The 24,515-nt window shown below is 59.6% G+C and carries 19 protein-coding genes and 1 pseudogene; 6 read left to right on the forward strand and 14 right to left on the reverse strand.

Annotation, left to right across the window (positions count from 1 at the left end; translation table 11 throughout):
- Positions 1-251: 251 nt before the first annotated feature.
- From AC0L18_RS25615 to rfbF, 4 genes are read right to left on the reverse strand one after another with little or no spacing between them, the layout of a single operon-like run.
- Positions 252-1,463, reverse strand: a complete 1,212-nt coding sequence (locus AC0L18_RS25615) for a class I SAM-dependent methyltransferase (RefSeq protein ID WP_473494714.1) — start codon at positions 1,461-1,463, stop codon at positions 252-254.
- Positions 1,460-2,707 carry a class I SAM-dependent methyltransferase gene (locus AC0L18_RS25620; protein WP_473494715.1) on the reverse strand — a complete coding sequence of 416 codons (1,248 nt, stop codon included), beginning with the start codon at positions 2,705-2,707 and terminating at the stop codon, positions 1,460-1,462. The genes AC0L18_RS25615 and AC0L18_RS25620 overlap by 4 nt, the downstream gene beginning before the upstream one ends.
- 25 nt (positions 2,708-2,732) lie before the next feature.
- Positions 2,733-3,776: an NAD-dependent epimerase/dehydratase family protein gene (locus AC0L18_RS25625; protein ID WP_292545846.1), complete on the reverse strand. Its 1,044-nt coding sequence runs from the start codon at positions 3,774-3,776 to the stop codon at positions 2,733-2,735.
- A complete protein-coding gene (gene rfbF / locus AC0L18_RS25630; RefSeq protein ID WP_473494773.1) occupies positions 3,712-4,551 on the reverse strand; it encodes a glucose-1-phosphate cytidylyltransferase in 840 nt (279 codons plus the stop codon). Before rfbF ends, AC0L18_RS25625 begins: the two co-directional genes overlap by 65 nt.
- Before the next feature lie 90 nt (positions 4,552-4,641).
- Here rfbF and AC0L18_RS25635 point away from each other — a divergent pair, with 90 nt between their 5' ends.
- Positions 4,642-5,472, forward strand: a complete 831-nt coding sequence (locus AC0L18_RS25635) for a PIG-L deacetylase family protein (RefSeq protein ID WP_473494716.1) — start codon at positions 4,642-4,644, stop codon at positions 5,470-5,472.
- A gap of 372 nt (positions 5,473-5,844) precedes the next feature.
- On the opposite strand, the gene AC0L18_RS25640 is transcribed toward AC0L18_RS25635, so the two are convergent.
- The 7 genes from AC0L18_RS25640 to AC0L18_RS25670 all read right to left on the reverse strand — a co-directional run bounded on the left by AC0L18_RS25640 (position 5,845) and on the right by AC0L18_RS25670 (position 12,426).
- Positions 5,845-6,102 (reverse strand): sugar nucleotide-binding protein, encoded by a 258-nt coding sequence (locus tag AC0L18_RS25640; protein ID WP_473494717.1) that lies wholly within the window; start codon positions 6,100-6,102, stop codon positions 5,845-5,847.
- Positions 6,103-6,642: 540 nt separating this feature from the next.
- Positions 6,643-7,860, reverse strand: coding sequence for a class I SAM-dependent methyltransferase (locus tag AC0L18_RS25645; protein ID WP_473494718.1), 1,218 nt, complete (start codon positions 7,858-7,860; stop codon positions 6,643-6,645).
- A complete protein-coding gene (rfbD, locus tag AC0L18_RS25650; RefSeq protein ID WP_473494719.1) occupies positions 7,791-8,696 on the reverse strand; it encodes a dTDP-4-dehydrorhamnose reductase in 906 nt (301 codons plus the stop codon). The genes AC0L18_RS25645 and rfbD overlap by 70 nt, the downstream gene beginning before the upstream one ends.
- A complete protein-coding gene (gene rfbB / locus AC0L18_RS25655) occupies positions 8,693-9,763 on the reverse strand; it encodes a dTDP-glucose 4,6-dehydratase (RefSeq protein ID WP_473494720.1) in 1,071 nt (356 codons plus the stop codon). Before rfbB ends, rfbD begins: the two co-directional genes overlap by 4 nt.
- A gap of 10 nt (positions 9,764-9,773) precedes the next feature.
- Complete coding sequence (rfbC, locus tag AC0L18_RS25660) at positions 9,774-10,328, reverse strand: dTDP-4-dehydrorhamnose 3,5-epimerase (protein ID WP_473494721.1); 555 nt, start codon at positions 10,326-10,328, stop codon at positions 9,774-9,776.
- Positions 10,329-11,210, reverse strand: a complete 882-nt coding sequence (gene rfbA / locus AC0L18_RS25665; protein WP_473494722.1) for a glucose-1-phosphate thymidylyltransferase RfbA — start codon at positions 11,208-11,210, stop codon at positions 10,329-10,331.
- A gap of 181 nt (positions 11,211-11,391) precedes the next feature.
- The gene (locus AC0L18_RS25670; RefSeq protein ID WP_473494723.1) at positions 11,392-12,426 is read right to left on the reverse strand and encodes a glycosyltransferase family 2 protein; all 1,035 of its coding nucleotides are present in this window, start codon (positions 12,424-12,426) and stop codon (positions 11,392-11,394) included.
- Positions 12,427-13,729: 1,303 nt separating this feature from the next.
- Here AC0L18_RS25670 and AC0L18_RS25675 point away from each other — a divergent pair.
- The 4 genes and pseudogenes from AC0L18_RS25675 to AC0L18_RS25690 all read left to right on the forward strand — a co-directional run.
- A pseudogene (locus AC0L18_RS25675) lies at positions 13,730-14,284 on the forward strand (FG-GAP-like repeat-containing protein); the annotation flags it as partial.
- 15 nt (positions 14,285-14,299) lie between these two features.
- The gene (locus tag AC0L18_RS25680) at positions 14,300-15,985 is read left to right on the forward strand and encodes an FG-GAP repeat domain-containing protein (protein ID WP_473494774.1); all 1,686 of its coding nucleotides are present in this window, start codon (positions 14,300-14,302) and stop codon (positions 15,983-15,985) included.
- Between the two features lie 180 nt (positions 15,986-16,165).
- Positions 16,166-16,891, forward strand: coding sequence for an FkbM family methyltransferase (locus AC0L18_RS25685; protein WP_473494724.1), 726 nt, complete (start codon positions 16,166-16,168; stop codon positions 16,889-16,891).
- 152 nt (positions 16,892-17,043) lie between these two features.
- A complete protein-coding gene (locus AC0L18_RS25690) occupies positions 17,044-19,128 on the forward strand; it encodes an oxidoreductase (RefSeq protein ID WP_473494725.1) in 2,085 nt (694 codons plus the stop codon).
- On the opposite strand, the gene AC0L18_RS25695 is transcribed toward AC0L18_RS25690, so the two are convergent.
- The 3 genes from AC0L18_RS25695 to AC0L18_RS25705 are packed head-to-tail and all read right to left on the reverse strand — an operon-like array spanning position 19,041 to position 23,137.
- Positions 19,041-20,408, reverse strand: coding sequence for a glycosyltransferase family 4 protein (locus AC0L18_RS25695; protein WP_473494726.1), 1,368 nt, complete (start codon positions 20,406-20,408; stop codon positions 19,041-19,043). The two genes, AC0L18_RS25690 and AC0L18_RS25695, sit on opposite strands and share 88 nt — an antisense overlap.
- A 12-nt stretch (positions 20,409-20,420) precedes the next feature.
- On the reverse strand, positions 20,421-21,872 hold the full coding sequence (locus AC0L18_RS25700) for a lipopolysaccharide biosynthesis protein (protein ID WP_473494727.1): 1,452 nt from the start codon (positions 21,870-21,872) through the stop codon (positions 20,421-20,423).
- Positions 21,872-23,137 (reverse strand): glycosyltransferase family 4 protein, encoded by a 1,266-nt coding sequence (locus AC0L18_RS25705; RefSeq protein WP_473494728.1) that lies wholly within the window; start codon positions 23,135-23,137, stop codon positions 21,872-21,874. The genes AC0L18_RS25700 and AC0L18_RS25705 overlap by 1 nt, the downstream gene beginning before the upstream one ends.
- 404 nt (positions 23,138-23,541) lie before the next feature.
- Here AC0L18_RS25705 and AC0L18_RS25710 point away from each other — a divergent pair, with 404 nt between their 5' ends.
- On the forward strand, positions 23,542-24,447 hold the full coding sequence (locus tag AC0L18_RS25710) for a glycosyltransferase family 2 protein (RefSeq protein ID WP_473494729.1): 906 nt from the start codon (positions 23,542-23,544) through the stop codon (positions 24,445-24,447).
- Positions 24,448-24,515: the final 68 nt, after the last annotated feature.

A 24,515-nucleotide genomic window follows, 5' to 3' on the forward strand; every position in this document is an offset into this window, starting at 1 on the left:
AATCCTGCAATTCCAAAGCCGACCTCCGCCCTAATCAGCATGCCAGATCAACGGTTTGCGGATAGTTCACGGCCGACTATTTCTGCCGGGTTGCCCTGAGATCGTGACGAAATATGATTTCATCGACAATATAAACTTGATTTCTTTCAGTCAGCGCTGTTCAAGACGCCGCTCAAATGGACCCAGTTCTTGCGTCGGGCGTCGTTGGGTCGAAAAGCCAGGCCTTGAGCCGCGCAGCTCGGTTCGTCCGATCATGCCACAATGATCTCCGCTGAGAGACCGAGCTTATGTGCGGCTTGGGCAACTTCGTCTCGATAGAGCGGATTCATCACGACGATAGACTGCAGGGGCTTGCCGCGCAGGCTCTCGGGACCGACAACCGGTGTCCCGGTGCCAGGAGCAAAGCGCCCCTGCTTATGCGGGTTGACGTCGACCAGCGCCCCGATCCGCGCCCCTTCGGGAACGATGTTGACGAATGTAATGCCCTTCGATCCCGCACCCCAGACGACGGTTTGCTCCGGATCCCTGTTTGACAAGTAATCGCGCCACCAGGCGACCTTGTCGCGGTAGATTCGGTCGAACCGGTCGACCAGCTCGTCGATCTTTTCAGATTTTGAGAACGGGGTCACTACCCGGGGTTCGCCAGGCTTTGCTTCAATGAAGAGGTACTGGTCACCGAACGACGCGCCCTGGTCAAGCACCTCGAATCCGGCCGTCTCCATCGCCACCCGCAGCGAGTGAGGCGTGAAATAGGAAACGTGCTCATAAATCAGATCCCAGATTCCCATGTCACGCAATGTATAAAGGGCATTAGGCACCTCGACGTAAAATACGGTGCTTGGCTCAACGCCGGGATGGGAGCGAAGCCCCTGCAAAAAGGCGATCGGGCTGGCTATGTGTTCCAGGACGTGACGGCAGGAAACGAAGTCAGGCTTGACGTCCGGATAGGCATCGCTGAACCAGTCATTGATGAACTCAACGCCGACGATGTCGTCGCCCCGATTGTCTTCGAAGCTCCTGTCGAAACCAACGCCCCTGGCGCCGCTGGTTGAGCAAAGCCGTTTGAGGAAATCACCCTTGCCGCAACCGATATCGACGGCCAATTTTCCGTCAAGTGCGTAGGCAGTGGACAGGCGACCCGCTAAATCCTCGACAAAGGCGACGAAGCGCGGCGAGAAATGCAGGGAGTTCTCGTAATTCTGCGTGTAGCCGATCCGACCATCTTCGAACGCCGCGTTGAAGAAATGCTCACAACTGCGGCAAAACGCGAGGACGAATTGGCCAGTCGGCGCAGCAGTGGCCGAGTCTGCGTCGGGGTGCAGGGAATTGCACGAAAACGGAATGGCTTCGAACGATACCGAGTGCAGCAGATCGTTGCGCCGACAGACCGGACAATCGCCGCGAAGGCGGATCGCCACCAGTTCACGGGTCTCGCGGGCAGCGCTTCGGGCTTGCACGGTCACACGATCCGCGGGGTCGGCACGGGAACGATGAATTTTCCGCCCCTGGCTCGATATTCGGCCTGCTGTTCGATGATTTCATCGAGGAAGTTCCAGGCCAGCACCAGAACATAGTCTGGCTGCGCCTCCAGCAGCGCTTCGGTGGAGCGGATCGGAATTTTCTTGCCGGGCATGTGCTTGCCCTGTTTGTGAATGTTGCGGTCTACGACGAAGTCGATGAGGTCGCGTCCGATGCCAACCGTATTGATCAAGGTCGCGCCTTTGGCCGCTGCTCCATAGGCAGCAATCGAGGCGCCGCTGGCTTTCAGCCGGTGCAGCAACGCGGAGAGCTCGACTTTCAATCTGTCGACCGTCGCGGAAAAATCGAGATAGTAATCGATGGCGTCGATCCCTCGTGCTCTTTCATGCGCGATCTGGTCGGTGACGCTCGCTCCGACATTTTCCCGCAATTCGACATAGAGGCGAAGTGAACCGCCATGAATCGACAAGTGCTTTATCTCGTTGAGATAAAGGCCATGGCGTCGAAACAGCTTGTCCAATGCTGTCACGGAAAAATAGCAGAGGTGCTCGTGGTAGATCGTGTCGAATTCGCAATGATCGATCATTGGTTCGACATATGGCGCCTCGATCACCGCAACGCCGTCGTCCTTTAGCAACCGCGCAATGCCTGCAACAAAACCATTGGTGTCGGCCACGTGGGCGAGAACGTTGTTTGCGTGAATGACGTCGGCTCGCTTCCCCTGTTGGCGAAGCTTCTCCGCCAGTTCGCGGGAGAAAAAAGCCAGGTGTGTCGGCACGCCTATTTTCTCCGCAGCGGCGGCAGGTCCTTCGGCAGGGTCGATGCCGAGTACCGGTATCCCCGCCTCGACATAATTCTTCAGGAGATAGCCGTCGTTACTCGCCAACTCGACCACAAAGCTGCTGGCGTCCAGGTTACGACGCCCGACCAAGTCACGCGCATTATCTCGGGAGTGCCTCAGCAGCGCTTGCGAGAACGAGGAGTAGTAGGGATAGGCGTCGGCAAACAGAATCCTGGGGTTCACTGTTTCCGTGATCTGCACCAAGCTGCAATCGCCACAGAAGGCGACACTGAGCGGAAAGACAGGTTCCTCCTCGCCATCGTCGATGCTCGATGGAAGCCGATCGGCAAGCGGCGTCGTGCCGAGCTTCAGGAAAGTGTCGATGTGACTTCCGCCGCAGGAGCGGCAAACCTGCTCGGTAACAGAGGCTGCACCAGCAATCATCATGGCCATGGCTCCCGGCTGTGTTTGCTCAAACTGCTACCGCTAACTGCGGTGTGCGGCGCAGATCGGTATCCAGTTCGCCATCCTGGATCAGCTTCTGCACATGGGCGATGCGCTTGAATCGCTCGCCCTCGAAATCCCCAAGTGCAAGGCCTGTGGCACGAAATGTGTGGTAGAGCTGTTCGATACCGCGCCGCGCTGTCCATTGCGGCTTAAACCCGTGCAGGCGGCGACCAATATAGTTGCAGTCGACGCGATAGCACCGTTTGTCTGGCCCGGCGTCGGGCGCGAACTTCACCCGGCTGTCGGGAACGATCGTTTGCACCAACTCCGCGATATCCCGAACCTGATAGTTTTCCGTGGTCAAGCCGACATTGAATGCCTCGTTGTGGACCAGCTCTCGCTCGGCTTCGAGCACGGCGATATAGGCCCGCGCAATGTCCTCCACATGGACGATCGGACGCCATGGCGAGCCGTCGCTCTTGAGGTAGACCAGGCCGGTCGTGTAGGCCCAGGCGGTCAGGTTGTTGACCACGAGATCGAAGCGGATACGAGGCGACAGGCCGTAGGCGGTGGACGCACGCAGGAATGTCGGGCTGAACGATCGATCCGCCATCGGGGCGACCGCTCGCTCGACATTTGCCTTCGAGGCGCCGTAAGGCGTGACCGGGTTGAAGGGAGCATCTTCAGTTAGAAAGCTGTCGCCGGCCGCGCCGTAATTGCTGCAGGAGGAGGCATACAGGAACCGCTGGACGCCGGCGGCCTTGGCGAGTTGCGCAAGCCTGACCGAAGCGCCGCAGTTGATTTCCTCGGTAAGCAGGGGTCGGTAGTCCCCCAGCGGATCGTTTGACAGTCCGGCGAGATGGATGATCGCGTCGAAGCCGGCGACGTCATCGGTTTCGATGTCGCGGATGTCTTTCTCGACCGTCGGCACGTCGGCCAACGTTCCTACGAAAGTGCATGATCGGAAGATGTCGCTGTCTAGGCCGGTGACGTCATGGCCGCGTTCAAGCAGCATCGGAGTCAGGACGGAACCGATGTAGCCGAGGTGGCCTGTAACCAGAACTTTCATCGATCAATTCCCATGTTTTCCAGGGCGCTTGCCCGCTGTCCCACAATTTCTGAAGGAGATGCTTTTCGCGGATGGTGTCCATGCATTGCCAGAAGGATTCGTGGCGATATGCCATCAGTTCGCCGTCGGCTGCGAGCCGCTGCATTGGCGCGTGTTCGAACATGACATCGTCGCCGTCGATATAGTCCTTTATGCCCGGCTCAAGCACGAAGAAGGCGCCATTGATCCAACCCTCCGAGGCCTGTGGCTTTTCGGTGAAGTCGACAACGCGATGGCCGTCGAATTCGATGTGCCCGTAGCGTGCTGGCGGACGCACCGCCGTCATCGTTGCAAGCTTGCCATGCGATTTGTGGAAGGCGATCAGCCTATCAAGGTTGACGTCCGAAACCCCATCGCCCCAGGTGAGCATGAATGTCTCGTCGCCCATCCAGTCGATCAGGCGTTTTATGCGGCCGCCCGTCAGCGTGTTCAGCCCCGTCTCCACAAGATCGACGGACCAGTCAGGCAGCGAGTTCGAGTGGCGCTTGACGCTTCCCGATGCAGCATTGACAGTCAAGCTGCCATCGAATGCGACATAGTCGCTGAACCAGCGTTTGATGTATTCGCCCTTGTATCCCAACGCGACGGCGAACTCGCGGTGTCCATAGGTATAATAATGCATCATGATATGCCAAAGGATCGGCTTTGATCCGATCTCGACCATTGGTTTCGGCCGAATCTCGGTTTCTTCCGCCAGCCGCGTTCCCAGTCCGCCAGCAAGAATTCCTACCTTCATTGTTTTCTCACCCCAATCGCCTACAGTGTTTTTGCTACCATGCGCAGGTCGGGTTGAACCACACCGAAGAAGGGATGATCGGAAGCATCGATGCATGACGTCAGGCATACGATTGGCGCTATGCTCGATAGAGCGATGTGTAACCGGTCTCATCCATTCGAGGTAGCGGACTGGCAGGCGTCGGCGGTCATCATCGCACCCCATCCCGACGATGAAACGCTGGGATGTGGAGGGGTCGCCAGCAAGAAGTTTAGCTCCGGCGCCGATGTCCGGTTTATTTTCGTTACCGACGGTTCGGCATCCCATGCAAATAGGGTTGACAGGGAGGCACTGCGGATCGCCCGCGAAGACGAAGCGATCGAGGCGGTTTGCCGGTTGGGGGGGTCGGCCGATCGGGTTAGATTCCTGCGTGTTCCCGACGGGATGGCAAAGCATCATATAGGCAAGATCGCAAAGGCGATCGCTGAGTTGCTTGTCGTTTGGCAACCGCAGAGCGTGTTCGTCACCCATGCAAAAGAGCCGCCCGCGGACCATGTTGCCACCAATCTTGGCGCGCGAGGCGCGCTTCAGCTGTATGGCCGGCGCGTGACCGTGTTCGAATATCCCATCTGGTACTGGTATCAGTGGCCGTGGGTTCGCCTGCCCGATCGAGTGCCTGGCCTCAGTCGCGTCGCATTGCGGCAAACAATCCGGACTTTTGCGGGTTTGCGTGGCCTCACGCTGTTCAATTCGAACGCGTATGTCGGCGACGTCGTTGACGTGAAACGGCATGCCCTGGCCGCGCACCGGTCACAGATGGAGCGGCCGGCGGGTCTCGACGACTGGCCGATCCTGGCGGATGTAGGTGGGGGCGATTTGCTGAATCGGCTGCTGAGCGACCACGAGATGTTCACGCGATACGAGCTTAACGCACGAACGTAAGCGGCCGGCCTGAAGCATCTCGGCAGGAACGCGGCTGCGGTGGCCATGACCTCTTCGGGGTTCGACCCAAGGCTGCGCTGCGGCTTCGATCCGTCTGCTATATTGCTTGCGGCCCATTTTGGATGCACCGCCGTGCCATCCAAGACAGACCATCCAGTCAGATCTCGACTGACCGATGAAATGAATTCGTCAAGCCGATTACCCTTGGGATACCACAGCGGCAGGCAACTTGCTCAGATTGGCCAGCGTCCGCGCAAATCCACCACTTTCCGGACTTTCACTATCCAAACTTCAGTTTAGACCTCAATTTGGGCCACCGGTTTGCCTTGAATGCTGTCCGGCACTGCTTCATCGGCCCTGCAAGGCATACGGTCAACGCCCGCGGCGTTTTTCGGTCAAGAGACGACGTACCACCTCCTTCATCGACATCCGCCAGTCCGGCGCTGTCCGTCCGAACACGGACGTGAATTTCGCCGTGGAAAGGCGAGAATTGGCCGGACGCTGCGCCTTTGTCGGATAGTCGCTGGTGGATATGTCCTTAACCGCAGTGTGGGGGCCACCAAGCGCCTGGCTTGTGACCAGGATATGACGGGCAAACCCGCTCCGCCAAGGCGCCACCCGATAGCCCATGCGCCACCCAGACAAACTTCAAGTCGGTTGACCGGAGAAAATCCAACTCCGCAACCCGGTGCGGCGTGGGCTTACCTATGAAAGCTACGTCTATAGGTCGACGACTGGCGCTCGGACGAAAAACAGATGTATCAATGGGCAAGGGATGGTATGCATCAATAGGCCAGCCCTTGTTTTTGATAGAATCCCGCTTCGTCTCGTCATAGTAGACGCAATAGTGGTAGCTATCCCAATCCATTCGTGAATACACTTGGATACGAAGCTGGCTTTCCAGCCTTTCTTCCTTCCCGGAGAATTGAATTGGCTCTGTCAAAAAGGCTACTCTTCGATACCGCTGATCGACCTTAAGTATTTTTTGGATACAGTTCTGGTCTGTAAAAAATATTCATGTCAGGCCTAAAATTAATCATCCTAGTCAGAAATGAATAATCCCATTCGTCAACATCCAAGCAAAGAACGTTACTCTTGCTTTTCCACTTCTCGGGAAAATGAATCTCAAATATGTATACGGGCCGACGAATCCAATTCGCATCCAGGCACCTATTTCCCCATCAATCTCTTGATGTACCGGAGAGGCGCTGTAACTTTCCAACTCCTCGAAGCTTCATAATGTTGCCTGATCGTCTGCAACTGGTTCTTGTAATGCTGCAGCGCCCACTGAGCATCAGTCAACTGCTTCCTGATCTCCCTTACTTCCCCTCCGGCGGATGGGTCCATATCGTCCGTGACAAGGGTGTTCGGCTCAATTGATGGCTCCGAATTCAAATAGGCTGAGCGAAGAGGCAGCAACTCCGCAATCTGTGAAACAGTGGCCCTATAGGCATCGAACAGGGAATGATCCTCGACAAGCCGCTTGAGATGAGGATGGCCCAAGCTTTCAGCGCCGACAAACAGTACGCCCAGGCCATGCGAATGCGTAAACTCCAACGAAGGAAATTTGGGCTTCAGCTCTTCCCAGAGACGCCAAACGCCAAAATCCCGTTCGCGCACGCTAATGTCATGAAATAGAATGACCCCTCGATCACTCATAGCCGGCAGCCAATTTTCGTAGTCGTGCCTGACGGCTTCATAAGTATGCAGCCCGTCGATATGCAGCATGTCCACCGGACGGCCGTTAAAATTCGCTCGTGCATCATCGAATGTCGATCGGAGCAGGTGAACGCCCGAAAAGCTCCGGCCTAGGAACGACAATAGATCCTCGTATATTTTATCACCTTCGTAGCGGCCGGCGTGACTGTCCCCCTCCCAGGTGTCGACCCCCCACAGCTCCGCCTTCACATCATAGGCTTGCGCCGCGGTGGCCGCGGCGATCAGACTGGCGCCAAAATGAACACCAAGATCGACATAACGGGCCGGCCTCAAATTCCGAAACAGCACGAACAGGAAGGGAATATGGCCGTGCCACGCTGTAACAGGCAGTTTGCGAGGCAACGAAAAGAGAGGCGCTACATATCTGTCCTGTATTTCGACAGGATCGAAAGAACCAGAGGCAACTCCCTGTATTTTACTGTGCTGAGACTTAGATACGTGTCGCATTGAAGTATTTCCAATACCTTCCATTGATGCCACAGAAACCATATCACCATCCGATTTAAATATTACACGACCATCGTCATCAAACAAATGAAATTTCGTTTCTGAGCATGGTAAAACTGGCGATACGCATTTTTTCAATTTCTGATTGTCTTCTAGGCCGCGACGATGCGGGAACCCTCTTTGAGCAGACGAGGCATTATCTCGCGCACCGACTTCCGCCATTCCGGCGCGGCCCAGTCAAATGTAGCGGTGAACTTTGCCGTGGAAAGCCGCGAATTGGCAGGGCGCGATGCCCGGGTCGGATAGTCGCCGGTGGCGATATCCCGGACCCGCGCATAGGGGCCACCAAACGCCTGGCTTGTGTCCAGGATATGACGGGCAAAGCCGCTCCAGTTGGTCTCGCCGGTTCCCGCCAGATGATAGACACCGAAGGAATTAAAGCGCTTGTTGCCGTGCAGCATCGCCGCCACATGCAGAATCGCGTCGGCAATATCAAGGGCGGAAGTGGGATTTCCCCACTGGTCGGCCACCACTGCTATCTCGTCGCGATCCGCCGCCAGCTTCAGCATCGTCTTGACGAAATTCCTGCCGAACGGGCTGTAGACCCATGCCGTGCGCAAGATGAAGTGACGCTTATTAGCCCTGGCGACCGCTTGCTCGCCAGCCAGCTTCGAGGCGCCGTAGACGCTGCGCGGGGCAGGCTCATCGTCTTCTGTATAGGCGCCCTCGCCGCTTCCGTCGAAGACATAGTCGGTCGACAGATGGATGACCGGCGTACCGATCCTTGCCGCGGCTTCGGCGACGTGACCGGCGCCGGCGCCGTTGACGGCAAAGGCAAGGTCCGGCTCGTCTTCGGCCTGGTCGACGGCGGTATAAGCGGCAGCGGACACGACCAGATCGGGCCGGGCGGCCGTGAGCGCCGGTGCGATCGTCCCCGGTTTCGCCAGGTCGAGCTCAGGCCTACCGAGCGCGACGACATCGAGGCCTGGGTGAGTATGTGCACGCTCCACAAGGCTTCTAACGACCTGGCCCTCGCGTCCGGTGACAACAAGCCTCACGCGGCACCCTTCCGCGCTTCGCCCAGCCGCTCGCCGGCGTAGCGCTCGCGGCGAATCGGACCCCACCACCACTCGTTCTGAAGATACCAGTCGACCGTCCTGGCGAGGCCGCTGTCGAAGGTCTCACGCGGCGTCCAGCCGAGATCGCGCTCGATCTTCGAAGCGTCAATTGCATAGCGCCGGTCGTGGCCTGGGCGGTCGGCAACGAAGGTGATGAGATCGCGATAGCTCTGGCCGGCGGAACGCGGCCGCCTGTTGTCGAGGATGTCACAGATCGCCTCGACCACCGCCAGATTGGTGCGTTCTGAGCCTCCGCCGACATTGTAGCTCTCGCCGACTGCGCCCTGAGTCGCGACCATGGCCAAGGCGCGCGCATGGTCCTCGACGAAAAGCCAATCGCGCACGTTTATGCCAGCGCCGTAGACCTGCAACGTTTTTTCGTCCAGCGCGTTCAAAATAGCGAGCGGGATCAGCTTTTCGGGGAAATGGAAGGGACCGTAATTGTTCGAACAGTTCGACAGGACGACCGGCAAGCCGTAGGTGTCGTGCCATGCGCGAACCAAATGATCGGACGCAGCCTTCGACGCGGAATAAGGAGAAGACGGCGCGTAGGGTGTCTGTTCGGTGAAGACGCCACTGTCGAAGGGTAGATCGCCGAACACCTCGTCAGTCGAAACATGATGGAACCGAAACCGGCCTTTCTTCTTTTCGAGAAGTCTGCGCCAATATTCTAGGGCCGAATTGAGCATTCGGTAGGTTCCGACGATATTGGTTTCGATGAACGCTCCTGGTCCATCAATCGACCGGTCGACATGGCTTTCGGCAGCAAGATGCATGACGATGTCTATGTCATCGCGATGCAACACCTCCAGAATCGTCCTGTCGTCACAGATGTCAGCGTGCTCGAATCTATAGTTGTGGCCATTCTCGATCGGCCGCAACGAGGCAAGGTTTCCCGCATAGGTGAGCTTGTCAATGTTAGTCACCCGGTAGGCCGGATTGCTGCACAAATGCCGGCAAACCGCCGAGCCGATGAAGCCGGCACCTCCAGTCACCAGAAAATTCATGCCACCCTCCTTATGCGAACACCTCGGCGGCGGCGAGCGGCGGCGCCTTAAGGTCCTTATCCGAAAGTTGAAACCCGCCGGCCGTCGGCGGCCATTCGATCCCGATGGCGGGATCGTCGAAACGGATCGATCGGTCATGCTCCGGCGAATAGGAGTCGGTGACCTTGTACAGGACCTCGGTGTCCGGCACGAGCGTGACGAAACCGTGCGCAAAGCCTTTCGGCACCAGGATTTGATTGCCCTTTTCGGCGGAAATATCGAGTGCGGCCCATTTTCCGAATGTCTTCGAACTGCGCCGAATATCGACTGCGACGTCAAAGATTCTGCCTCGGACAACGCGCAGCAGCTTGTCCTGGGCGCGGGGGGGAAGTTGATAGTGAAGTCCCCTCAAAACACCGGTGGCGGCGGAATAGGAGTGGTTGTCCTGGACGAAACGCAATTCTAAGCCGGCGGCCGAGAACCGCTCTTCACTGTAGGTTTCGGCAAAGAACCCGCGCGCGTCGCCGAAGCGCTTCGGGACGATTTCCAGCACGCCGTCGAGGCCAAGTGACCTGATCTCCAGCACCTAATTCTCCGTCAAGTCGATGACGCGCTTGCGCAAGTAGGCGGAATAGTCATTTTGTCCCAAGCGTGCGGCGCGCTGCAGAACCTTGTCCGCCGTCAGCCAGCCCTGCTCGAAAGCGATTTCTTCCGGGCAGGCGACCTTGATACCTTGACGGCGCTCAATCGTGCGAACGAAGGAAGAAGCTTCATGCAGGCTGTCATGGGTGCCGGTGTCGAGCCAGGCATAGCCGCGGCCGAGTTGGTGAACCTGCAACTGCCGGCGTTCGAGATAGACATTGTTTACCGCTGTGATCTCTAGCTCGCCACGCTCCGAGGGTCGGATTGTCGGGGCGATGTTCACGACATCGTTGTCGTAGAAATAGAGGCCGGTGATGGCCCAATTCGACTTCGGCACTTGTGGCTTCTCCTCGATCGTCAAAGCCGCGCCACTGACCTTGTCGAAGGAAACCACGCCATAGCGCTGCGGATCCTCGACATGATAGGCGAACACCGATGCACCGCTTTTGCGCGAAGCTGCCGCGCGGCAGAGTTGCGACAGTCCTTCGCCGAAATAGATGTTGTCGCCTAGAATCATCGACACGGCGTCATTGCCGATGAAGTCGCGGCCGATGATGAAGGCTTCCGCGAGACCGTTGGGATGCGGTTGCACAGCATAAGACAGAACGAGCCCGAATTCCGAACCGTCGCCGAGCAAATCTTGAAAAACCGGCAAGTCGCGCGGTGTCGAGATGACCAGAATCTCGCGGATTCCCGCCAGCATCAGGACGCTCAGCGGATAGTAGATCATCGGCTTGTCGTGTATTGGCAGGATTTGCTTGGAGACCGCCAGCGTCAGCGGGTAGAGTCGGGTTCCGCTGCCCCCAGCAAGGATAATGCCTTTCAACAAGCTCTCCTAAAAACTGCCTTCGATCCCCACCCGGCGCGATCCAATCCGTTGCCAGATCTTGCCAATTTCGGCCTGTTCCCGCCGGAAGCCGTCCTGGCTCCTCATGGCTTGGGACCAAGCAGTTCGAAGTTGCCCTATGACCTCTCCCGCATCCATTTTCTCCCCCGCCCGAAACATTCTACTGTTGCCGCGAACCGTGGGTCTGATGTGCCAGCCGACGCGCGCGGGCTGTGCCTGAAAAGCGTGAGAACCGTTTGTAGAGTGTTCGGGCCTGGCGGATTGACCACTTGGGAGCGATTAATATGGGAACCGCTCTCATCCAGAATCGAGGCTTTGAGCCATAGGCCTTCATTAGCAAGCCAATTGCCCGCGCGATCTCTGGAGTATGACCAGCAGCTGTTTTTGCATTGACGATTCGAGCCATGACATGTGTTTCAAACACGCGGTCGCGCATCGCTGCATGAGCGGTCGGATCGTCAGCGAAGAGGGTGTCGGCTAGTTCGTCATAGGCTCGGATGTCGACCTTCAGGCGATTGAGCCATCCAAGCTTCATGTTGAATTGATCGTTGTCTGTACGAAAGCCGACACACGGCTCTCTCAAAACGCCCCATTGGCCGCTGTCGGCAATCACGCGGCCCAGTATCAAGACTTGGACGTAATAATTGTCGATCGCCTGCACAGCGGGATCGCGAGCTTGCCCCTCCCACAAATCGCGTTTCACGACGAGTGCAGACATGAACCCCAGCAAATCCGCGATGCGGCTAAACACCTCGCTGGCTCCGATCATGACCTGTGTTGGCGGCATTTCGCGAATCCCGACAGGGTGTTCCATCCTCACGTCATAGTCGATCACGCCGAGCGTCAAACCGACAATCTGAGGCCAGTGCTTCAATGCATCGAGCACACGCCGAGCTCCTCCTGGCTCCAGTCGATCATCGTCTCCCATCAACCAAATGTAGTCGCCGGTCGCGGCTGCGGTCACGGCGAGAAAGTTGCGGTCCAGACCCAGATTGCTCGGCTGAGCGATCAATTTGAAATGTTTGATTTTCTTCCGGTAGCTCTCGGCGACTGCTACCGTGTCGTCGGGTGAGGCGTCATCGCTAATCACTACTTCGATATCATCCTGGAGCCTTTGCGCGACTATGCTGTCGAGCAGCTCCGCGAGCATACGCGAACGATTATAGGTAGGAATGCAGATAGATATGACTGTCACTGGCAATCACCCCTTTCACTGGGACAGTCCGGCTGGCAAGTCAGAGCATGGCGGCAGATTCCGGTTGCCGTTCACAGCGGCAAGATATTGCAACGTCGTCATTGAAGATGGTCCCTTCGGCACAATGGATCGCAAGTTCAGCCGCGAATGAACAAATATCATGCACGAAACGCCTCGTCATCGAGTCTGAAAGACTTCTTGCGTTAAGTCGTTCGACGTAGGCTTTGCTAAAATAGAGGGATTGTCTAAGGCCGCCAGCGACAGTTTGTGTCATCCCCGGATCGTGAGCGCAATCGCTCGGCCGGTACCTGCTTCAACGCGATGGGCGAAGCATCGTCGACAGCAACATCGACAAACTCCCTTCCGATCCTTGGCGTTTGCCTCAATTATGCGGCCAGCCAGAGGGCTTATTGGTGGCTGACGATCGCGTGCTGTCGCGCCATAGGAGCGGCGATCAACCCCTCAACTGGCTATCTCTGTGTTTTGCTCAGCTCGACGACGCTGATCCGCCACCGCAGGAGTATTCGCAAGCAGCTTCATGACACGATTCCTGTCGCCCCGCAGCCACGGTCCCCACGAGTAGCTGAGAGCCGCTTGCTCTAGGTCATGTCTCCAGGCCTGATCGGCAACGACACGGCGAATAAGCCTCTCATCGATGGGAGGACGCAATGGTCACATCTTTCCGGCAATGAGTCGCGCGCATGCGCCGATGCGAACACCGGCTTGCCATGCTCAAGCGTAACACAGCCCGGCAGTGTGATCCTACATGGAAAGAGGGGGCGGACTCAATCTTGCTGGATGCGAAGCCCTTGGGATCAGCGTGTCATCAGAACGTACTACGTTCTTACGGCTTCCTGGCGGGGCGACTTTGCGTCTCGCTCATGAGAAAACCAAGGTGGCTCACGTCGCTGCCCGGCAATCGTGTTCGTGCCCTATGCGAGGGATCCGAATTCGATCATCGCACCGTCAATGCGGCCATCCGTGCGACACTTCGACGGTATCGTCGGCCGTCGTTGCGCATTCCGGGCAACCTGCCGGCTATGCGGCGCCTCACCGGCCAGGGTGCAGCGGGATTGCGTGCGCCATACGCGACTAACGGCCTCGCCTACATTGGGCGACGTGATCGACAACAAGGGTGACGTGCTGGCAGAGCATGCTCGCAGATGAAGCACGGGAGACCAGGATGATTGGCGGACGCTTATGGATTTGTCGGGGGGCTAATTCGTCGCTCGGCCGCTGGCCAAAGACGAGATGGTCACACGCTATCAAGTCAATAGTCGACGTGTGTTTCCATCTCGTCGCCATGCTTGCCGTCGGAGTCTCAATCGTAGGTTGTGATTCTGCTGCCAGTGGAGAAGAAATTCTCAGGACGGGTCTTACATTTGATCGCCGCGAGATCGCCGAGCATTCCGGGGATGTCAAGCTCGTCGGCGACATCGACGGCGATGGTCGGCTGGATCTGGTCCTTGGCGGATTGCCACAGACCCCGCTGTCGTGGTGGCGTTGGCCCGACCTGCTTCTCACTACCATCGCAACCGCCCGCGTGGAGTTCACGACGGATGGCGTGCTTGTCGATGTCGATGGAGATGGTGATCTCGACATCGTCACGGCCGACGGGCCGGACGGGGCCAATCTCGTCTGGTTCGAGAATCCGCGCCCGGACCGTGATCCGACCGACGGCCCAAGCTGGAAACCCCATGAGATCGGCGCAGTCGGCGGCTGGGGCAAAGACATCAAGGCGGCCGATTTCGATACCGACGGCCTTGCCGACATCGTCGTTCGGGCACCCAGCGAGCTGATGATCTTCTTCCATGACGCAGCCGGCGCCTGGACTCGTGTGGCCTTGCCATCCTTGCATTTGGGCGAGGAGGGGATGGCCCTCGGAGACGTCAACGGCGACCGCGCGGTCGACCTGGTCCTGCACGGACATTGGGCGCAGAATCCAGGCGCGACAGCGCGCAATCCTGCCCGGTGGCAAAGCCACGAGGTTGGCGCGTTCAATCCTGCTTTCAAGGCGATCGTCGTCGATCTCGACCAGGACGGCAACGCCGACATTTTGACCTCGAGCTCCGAGCACACCGCCGATGTGGCCTGGTTCCGGGCCGTCGATGGGCCGGCGGGACGGTGGATCCGCCATGTCATTCAGCCTGCTGTTGCCGGCGCCCATACGTTGCAGGCGGCGGACATGGACGGAGACGGCGATGTCGATGTCGTGGTCGGGCAGATGCACACGACCAAGGAACGTGCCCTGTCCATCCACCTCAATGTGGATGGCCGGGGAATGCGCTGGGCACGACAGGTGACCGACACGGTGGGGCTGCACAACGGAGTCGCCGCCGATGTCGACAGCGATGGAGATTTCGACATCTACGGCGCCAATTGGGCGGGCAACCCGCCCGCCCGGATCTGGATCAATCGTCTCGACCTGCCCGGGCCGGTCCGCCGCCTCGACCGCTGGAGCCATCACCAGATCACGCAGGCGCATGTCCGTTCCTTTGGCCTTGCATTCTCCGACATGGACGGCGACGGGCGGACGGACATTATCTCGGGTCCGTTCTGGTATCGTCAGCCGGCCGACCCCTGGCAAGGTGATTGGCAACAGATCGCCCTCGGCGAGGCAGTGGATGCGATCGCGGCAATCGATGTCGACGGCGACGGACGCGCGGAAGTGATCGCTCAACGCGGCGGGGGCGAGACACTGAACCTGGTGTGGCTTCGGGCGCAGCAAAGGCCAGAGCGCGGGTTTGAGGAACATGCGATCGGCGATGTTCCCGCCGCCAGCCACGAACTCGGATCCCAGGGCCATGCACTGGCGCAGATCGTCGAAGGCGGCCGGCCGGAGCTTGCGGTATCGAGCGGCGCCGGGGTCTTCTCCTTTGCCATCCCTGACGACGCGGCGGGCCCCTGGCCGCGAACCCGCATTTGCGCAGAGGCCTCCGACGAGGGAATCGCTTTTGCCGATATCGACGGCGACGGCCTGCTTGACCTTGCGGCCACTACCGGCAACGCCAAGGGGATCGCATGGTGGCGCAATCCGGGAGATGGCTCTGCCGACTGGCGGCGCCGCGAGGTCGCCAATGTCCCTGACATGGTCTATCCGGACCGCGTGGCGGTCGCCGATCTGGACGGCGACGGACGAACCGACATCGTCGTGAGTGAAGAAAACGGGCAGGCCGACCACGCAAAGGCCTATTGGTGGCGCAATCCCGGCGACCTCAGGCAGAACTGGGAGCAGCAGGAAATCACCTCGCGCGGCTCGCTCAACAGTCTTTCGGTGGCCGATATGAATGACGATGGCCGGCCGGACCCGGTCATCGGCGAGCACCGCGGCGCCCTGCGCCTTTCGCTTTGGCGCAATCTCGGCGGCGGGCGGTTCATCGAGCAGTTGGTTGGCGAGGGCGTCGAGAGCCATCTCGGCGCCCGCACGGTCGACCTCGACGGCGACGGCGACCGTGAGATCGTCTCGATCGGCTGGGATGCTCCCCAGGCGATCCATGTCTGGCGCAACGATGCCACCGTTCCATCGGACCGGGAGGCCGGGCAGGTACCCCCAAGATGAGATATGGCCCGACAATCGGAGTAGCGATCAGCCGGAGGAGGTAGGAGCCGGCCAACCGTTGTCGGGCTCGATCCCGGGCGCACAATCTGTCACCTTCGCGGCGAGCGGCACGGGCTGGCCCGTCCCGAGGCGTCGCAGAATGGGGAAGAGCGCGTGACATTGACGGCAAGGTTCCTCAGCGTGTTCGGCGACGCGCGCGTCATAGCCAAGGGCGAGGCCGCCGGTCTCAAGCTCGTGGCGAAGAGCGCCGACCCGAACTTTGTTCGCGGCACCTACGAGCCGCCCATCCAACAGGCGATCGCGGCAAACCTGGCGCCTGGGGACGCCTTTTTCGACATCGGCGCGAATATCGGTTTCTTCAGCCTCATCGCCGCGCGCCGCGTCGGGCCGCGCGGTCAAGTCTATGCGTTCGAACCTGTCCCTAGCAACGCCGCCGCTGTCGCAGAAAGTGCGCGACTCAGTGGATTCGACACGATACGGGTGTTCGCCGAAGCCGTGGGCGCCACATCCGGCCGTGGCCAGCTGCTGCTCGCCCATCACATCGGCGGCGCCGCGCTTGCCTCGGCGGGGGCACCGCCGGACATCAGTGGCCGTCTGGAAGTCAGCATAGTCGCCATCGACGATGCCATCGCCCAGCGAGGCCTCAGGCCGCCCTCGCTGGTCAAGATCGACGTGGAAGGCGCCGAAATCGACGTGCTGGGCGGCATGACGGAAACGCTGCGGCGACATCGTCCGAAGGTGATTTATGAGGTCGACGATGCAACCCGCGACGGGCTCGACCGCAAGGCCCGAAAGATCGCGGAACTCCTGACTGCTGCCGGCTACGCATTGAAACCGCTGCCAGCCTCCTATGCCAATGGGGAATGGCGGGTCGAACACGTCCTGGCGCAGCCGGTGGGCGCTTAAGAACTGGATTTGCGGCGTCAGGCAGGGATTCCATGCAAGGAGAGCAAGCCTGATCAACGGGACAAGCGAGGCAGTGCGCGACTTCTGCCCGGGACTGCGACACGTCATCGATGCCTTGAAGAGTCTCGTACGACGACGTGAGGAGGGTCTTGTTGTTGCACCGTCATGACTGGGTAGAAGCTGCGGAAGAGGCTGGGTCCGGCGTTGCCCGGCCGGAGGTTCTTGTCACAGACGATTTTCAAGATGAACGCGCCCGCGGTGCGGTAATTGGCACCTTGGCAGTCAAGGGAGGTGTCAGGCGAGGACGCGACATCGAACGCCAGATCGCGATCGATCACGGCGCACTTCGTTTCCGGCCGCTCGTCAGGCCAGGTTGGGGCCGGCAAGGGATCTCCTATGGTCCCTTTCAGCGAGAGGCTGGTCTGGTGCTGTTGGTTTCGATCACCAACGGCCACAACACATCGCAGGGATCGCCATTGCCTGATGACCTCGCCAGGCGAGTCTACCGTTGGCTGCGAGGACCCGGCATTGATCCATGGCCCGGCCGTCTGGTTTCCCTGATACGTGCGCCGCGAAAGAGGCTCACCCTTCGCCGTTTTTGGTGGTGGACACTTAGCACCTCCAGAACCTACCGGGGATCGAACATCGACGAGAACCTGGCTGTCGGTTGGTTCCCCAGTGAGGCGCCGATCAATCCCGTGGAAGAGGGTTGCGGCTTTGTCGTGCATGCCGCCGAAGGCGAAAACGGCGAGCTGTGGGCTCGTGTAGGAAAGCAATGCCTGAGTGCGTTTCGGCGCCTAATGAACGTTCATGTCTATTATGTTGTGGCGTTGCGAGAGCAGGGCGCTGTCTATTATGCGGCCGCCGACCAAAAAGCCCACGGTCTTGCCGCTTTTCCGATGATGCGTCCGATCGCGATCGATCCTTTCAACAAGGACGAAAAGCTGTTTGCGGGTGTTCATCAGTCGGCACTTGGTCAGATCGGGTTTCGGGTCGACACACGCGTCCAAGCGGTTCAAGTCGGGCGGATACCTGAATTTTCGACGCTGTTTGGCTCCGCCCACGCTGCCGATGCACTCGTCGAAGGCTGGCCTGGGCAAATCGCTGCAATCGGGGGGCGGTGGCATTTTTCGCAGGACGCTGGCGATAACCTATCCGTCATCGATCCTGGTCGCCCTTCAGGATTGATCCACGGACTGCTGGCAATTGGCGCCATCTCGGATATGTGTGGTCTCGTCTTTCGGTTTCGGGACAACGACAATTTCTGGGTGCTGAAACTGTCGACGGTCGGATGGACCCTGGTGCGCAAGCAATCGGGCAAAGAGATTACGATCGCGACCGGTACGGAACACGCTTTGCGCAAGTGTTCTACCCATTCGGTCCAGATTCTTGACTGGAATGGTCAGGTGAGCTGCTTTCTTGACGGGGTTCGCCTTTTCGAAGCGTCTGTCAATGCCGATTCAGTTGAGAACGCTACAGGAATAGGTATATGGAAAAGCTCCGATAGCGAGCCGCGCTGGCACAATTTCGAGGCTCATCCTTGCGAGGTTGCCATCCCGTTGATGGCGCCTCTGGAGGCGCCTTGGAACCAACTCGGAGCAAGCCTGTCCTACGCCGACGGTTTTAACGGTACTGCCGGCGAACTGGATCGCCGCACGCCGGAGCTGGGCGGCGGGCACTGGGCGAGAACACTGGGCACCGGGGTCATCGACGTCGACGGGCTGGGCAGCGCCCGTGTGCGCGCGAGCGTGAACAGACCGAACCCGGGTCGAACATTCTATTCGCTGCCATGGGACCTACCGGAATTCGCCGACCTCGAGGTCACAATCGAGCCTCCTGGGGAGCGCCGAGGACAAGATCAGCGCAGCCGGGCAGGACTGCTCTTCTGGCAAGACAGCGACAACTACGTTTGTGTCACGACCTGGCTCGACGATGTCCACCAGGGTGCTTCGATTTCGGTGTTCATCAAGCGGCTCGGCTTCGAGGAACTTTATGACGCGGTCTGGACCAATGTGGCGGACAAGGTCGTTTGGGGAAAACGCTTTCGCATGCGCGTTGCATTCGACGGAAATCGGTTTGCGATCCTGATCGACGACGAACTGGTGATGCAGCGAAGTCTCACCGACATCTATCCCGACGATGCTACCCTTCAAATTTTGCGGGTCGGGCTCGCCGTCAACTGGGAATGGGGAGATGACACGGGCTCGGTGTTCACGTCGTTCAAGGCCCGGCGCTGAGCGAAAGAAGGTTTTCGTTTTGCAAGCCGTGAACGGTGGGTGACGATTGCCTTGTCATACAGGTCCCGGGTCGACTGGGCTATTTTTTCCCAGGCATAGAGATCGGCGACCCGCGCGGCTCCCCGGCGTCCGACTTCATTGCTTGACTCAGGATCGGCGAGAAGGCGGACGATTGCGTTCGAAAGTGCGGCCGGATCATTTTTTTCGACGAGCACACCGCCGCCAGTTGCTTCCACAATGTCCGTCATCCCGCCGACACGCGTGGCGACGACCGGCGTCCCGGTCGCAAGGGCCTCCACCAGGCTCATGCCGAAGGATTCGCTAAGTGACGGATTGACGAGGAGCGAGGCCCCGGCACAGCGCTCGATGACTTTTTCATAGGGTTCCATACCGATGAAGCTGACCGTGTGGGCGAACTGCGGAGGTATCATTTCGCGCAAAGCCGTCTCGTAGGAACCCCTGAAAGCGCTGCCCCCGGGATAGAACCGTGAAAGGTCCAAGACCTCCGGATCCCGGCTCAGGTCGATCAGGAGATCCCGCGGCAGTGCCGCGGACGGGCCGACGATCTCAAGTCGGGCCTCAGGGTGAGCGGCGACAACTTCGGGCCAGGCCTCGAGAAGCGTATGAACTCCCTTCTCCGGAGAGACACGGCCGACGAACAGCACCTTTGCCGGCGTGCGCAGCGCCACAACACCAGCGAGCCGATCCACTGGCGCACCGTTCGGCAGGACCGCAAAAGGCGTCCGCGCGCTTTCGAAGCGTTCGCGCGCAGTCATAACGACATGCTGCGAACAGCCGGCCACGAGATCGCATGCAGCGACGCCGCGCGCCATGACGTCAGGATCGAGTTGCGCCAGCCAGTCGCAGTGCATGTGCAAAAGGATCGCCGCGTCTGGGACGGCGCGCCGGATAGCGGGCGCGTAATGCGGAAAGTTCTGGAGATGAACGACGTCGGGCGCCAGGCTGCGGAGGTTTCGCAGTGCCTGAGCGAAGAAGTCGAACGCATAGAAGCTTTGCGCAAAGAGCGGAGCGCCTGGCCAGGCGCGGCTCCACATGCGGGACGCTCTCCCCCACACACGCGCCGGCGCGCAGGTGAGGAGTTCGATCCGCACCCCATCGATCTCGAGCCGCTTGGGGTTTCCGCGCGGGCGACGCGCGATCACGGTCGTCTCGCAGTCCGCGCCCAAGCGGCGTGACACTTCATATGTCCAGATGCCGACCGAGCTCTGGTCGGGTGGAAGGACCATGTCGAAATGCTGCGAGACGAACGCGACTTTCATGAGCTTGGTACCCTATGCAGGACGACGCAGCCTGAGAAGCATGTCGCGTGCGTCGAGAAGGTCGGGACGCACAAGCACAATGGCTGCAGCGACATACACGGCGGCGCCGATGATGATCCCACCTGCGATGAGGAGACCTTGGGGGGTGGATGTCGGTGCCGCAACCAGCCAAGCGGTGACAATGGCGAACATGAGCAGGGCCGCCACCGCCAGCCGCGGGAATATCGTGAGTGGCTTCAGTACGTCGATATGCGCGATGCGGTGTACGAGGAAGAGAAAGACCGGCAGGAGCAGGACGTTGCAGGCCAGAAGAGCGGCCATCGTTGTCTCGAGGTCGATCTGCACGGCAGCGGTGAGGAAGACCACGGCCAGGACGGTGTACGATATGTTTAGTTTCAGGATCAGGCCGGAATGACCGAGCGCGAGGATGGTGAGCGCGCAGATGCTGTCTATCGTGCGTTGCAGGCCAAGGAACATCAGGATTTGAACGGCGACGACACCGCTCACCCATTGCGGGCCGAAGATGAAAGGAACCGCGACGGGGGCGATCGCGGCAAACCCCAGGAATGCCGGGAAGCCGGCAATCGCGGACACGCGTATGCTCGCGTTGAAGAAAGCATCGATCTTCGCCGGCTCGCCCTGCACCCGAGCGACCGCCGGTATTGTCACCGCCGTGAGCGGACCCAGAAATGCCTCACTCAGAAGATCCAGCGGTCGGCGGGCGAGGGCGTACACGCCTACCGCATAGGGTCCGAGGAAGGTGCCGAGTATGACCTTCGGTATTTCGTCATTCACGAAATTCCATAGGGAATGGCCGATGAGAGGACCAGCGAAGCCGAACAGCTCTCGACAGCGTGCGTGGGAATATCTGAGGCGCGGCCACCACGCGCTTCCGAGTAGAATGACGGCGGTTTCCACAGCCGCCTTGGCGACCTGCATCCACACCAGGCTCCACATGCCGTAACCGGCGATTGCCGTGCTGATTCCAATCGCTCCGCCGACGACTGTTCCGGCGAGCGTTCGCAGCGCGAATAGTCGAAAATGAAGCTGGCGCTTGAGGACCGCCGTCGGAACCGCCGCAAGCGCCTGGAGCACAATCACGACGCTGGTCCAGCGGACAAGCTCCTCCAGAACGGGTTGGCTGAACGCCGCGGCGATTGCGCCGGCAAAGCTCCAGACGAACGCGCTGAGCACCGAGCCGGTGACGGCAAGGAGCCAAAAGGCTGAGTCGAAATGGATGGACTCGACATCCGGACGCTGGATGAGTGCTTCGGGGATTCCGCGCGTCACCGGAGCGGCAACAATGGTCGGCATCACCATGGCGAGTGCCGCCAAACCAAATGCCTCCGGGCCGAGATGGCGGGCGAGAATGACGAAGACGGCAAACAGCGCCAACTGGCGGCCCCAGGTCTCGACTGCGACCCAAGCCGCCCCGTTGATAATCGCCCCGCCTGTCGCCTTCATTACCGCTCGCTTTCGCCGTCGACTGCATCCACCTGCAGCATCAGCTCGAGGTAGATTTCAGCGATGGAGCGCCAGGAATAGCTGAGGGATCTTTTATGGCCTGCCTCGATCAGACGTTGGCGCAAATCCGGATATCGCTGGATGTCGCGTACCGCTCTGACCCAATGTGCCAAATCATCTGGATCGGCATAGAGCGCTGCGTCCTGGCAGACCTCGGGGAGGCAAGGTGATGTCGAGGCCACGACCGGGCATCCGATCCTCATGGCTTCGACGGCAGGCAACCCGAAACCTTCGATCCTGGACGGAAAAAGAAAGCACAATGCACCCGACAGAGCTTTCTTGAAATCATCATCGCTGATCCGTCCGAGGAGCCGGAGATTGTCTGGCTTCGGCTGCGCAAACCGGGAAATCTGCGCTTCATCGATTTCGCCCGCCATCCACAGGTTCAAGTCCAGCGCGTCAAGCAGCGGAGCAAGCCGGACCAGTAACTCGACGTTCTTGTATTTTTGATCACGCCCCAAGCATAGCACATAGGGGCGGTCGGGCCGGATTTGCAGCTTCGATCGATTGGCATCCCATCGTTCCGCATGGTCGCTGCCGTTATATGTGACGGTGATCTTCTCCTGCGGTGCGATGCCGTACTTGATGAGATGCTGCCGCGAAAGCTGCGAGACGGTGGTTATATGTGCAGCCCGTCGGCCAAGGAGCGGAAGAATGAAACGGTGGGCCCATCGGAAGCCGCGCCCATAGCTCTCCGGCATCAGCCTGGTATGCAGGTCGTGGATGCACGCGATTTGCCGCGTCAGCGCCACCGGCGCCAGATTGCAGAAGCTGAGCAACCCGCCCTCAACGTGGCGTGGCAGTTGCATCTGCACCCAGAACTGCGGAAGGCGCGGTTTGTTGAATTCGGGAACGAGCCGGATGCCAATCGCCTGCAGCGGCAATTGCTCCCGGCGCGGGACCGCCAAATCGAGTTCAAGTCCCCGCGCCAACGGATGGCCCTCGTCCAGGAGAGCGTCGAGCGCAAGGGTTACCTCGCGCGCATAGCGGGCAACGCCGTTTGGAGGCAGCGCGACGAAATCCCCATTTATGGTCCAGCGCCGGGTGCGGCCACCGCAGGGCCCCCAGTCCTCAGCGGGAACCGCCGGAAATGAGCTCTTGCCATAACTCTCGAATGGAAGCGGATCGGTGCCGATTGTTCCGGCCGCCCTGGCAGCCACGGGCGCAGATCTTCCGTAATTTCGCTGTCCCATAAAGTGCACCATGTCGCGTGATCCATATTCAACCTAGCACCCTGGAGACAGTGCGAACCTCTGCACCTTCGAAGTATGAGCTTATCCCTTGGCGTTAATCCGAGGTCCGCACTGCCCTCGCGCTGAGCAGAGCCATGCCCGCGACATTGAAGTGAAATTGGCCATGCCACCTGTCCGGCCGCGCGTGGCGTTCACCCTGCGAAGATTCAGGCACTAATCGTGGAAGGCTGTGAACCTGCGCGGCCGCTAAGCCCAAAGGAGAGGCATGCGACCCGAAGATGGGGTTGCTACACCTATCGAGGCAGGTGGTAGCGCCGGATTAGCCCCGCAGCCCCCTTTTTAACAGGCTGTCTGCCCCCATCCCAAGGCTTACCATCGCAGCGAAATCGCCCTTGTCGCCTCTAGCTGGATTGCGCATGAAGCTCGTCGTGATCATTGCAACCCTTGGCCGCGGCAGCCAACTTTGCCGATTGCTATCGCATCTGCAGCGCCAGACGCAACCACCTGACGAAGTCGTCGTTTCCGCGCCCGATGCCACGCATGTCGAGCTTCCTGAGACGATTAGCTTCCCGGTTTCCCTTGTCTTCGGGAAGAAAGGGTCATGCGTGCAACGCAACAGCGCGCTCGACCACGCGAGCGGGCGTTTCGATGTCGTCACCTTCTTCGACGACGATTTCGTGCCGGCCGACGACTATCTCGAGCGCGTCAAGAGAGCTTTCGAAGAGCATGACGACTGGGCTGTGGTCATGGGCAGAGTGGTCAAGGACGGCGCCGTCAACGCGGGGTTGGATTGGCACGACGCCATGCTGGCTCTCCACCAGTCGGAGCAGGAGCCGCCGCCAGGGCCCGAGGTCGTCGATCATCTCGGCGCATATGGTTGCAACATGTCCATTCGGGCGGAAAAGATTGGGAAGTTGCGCTTCGACGAGCGCCTGGTTCTCTACGGCTGGCAGGAAGACATAGATTTCACCAGCCAGTTGAGGTCATGCGGCCGCGTCGTCGCGGTGAATACGATCCGCGGCATCCATCTTGGCATCAAGACCGGGCGCGTGAGCGGCGAGCGGTTCGGATATTCGCAGATCGTCAATCCGGTTTATCTGACCAAGAAGGGAACCATGCCCGCTACATTCGCCCTGCCGCTCATGGCGCGCAATGTCGCCGCCAACCTTGTGCGCAGCGTGCGGCCAGAGTCTTACATCGACCGCCGCGGAAGGCTGCGCGGCAACATCCTTGCCATAATTCATGTCCTGACGGGGCGTATCGAACCCGAATATGTTCTTGATATGGGCAGAATCCGCCGTCCCGGAGATCCGCACGGATGATCCTCGTCATTGGCGTTGCCCGTTCCGGTAGTCGCGAAGGGGCGGCCGGGGCACCGCTCGGACCACAG

This window comes from Mesorhizobium sp. WSM4819 (assembly GCF_055811215.1).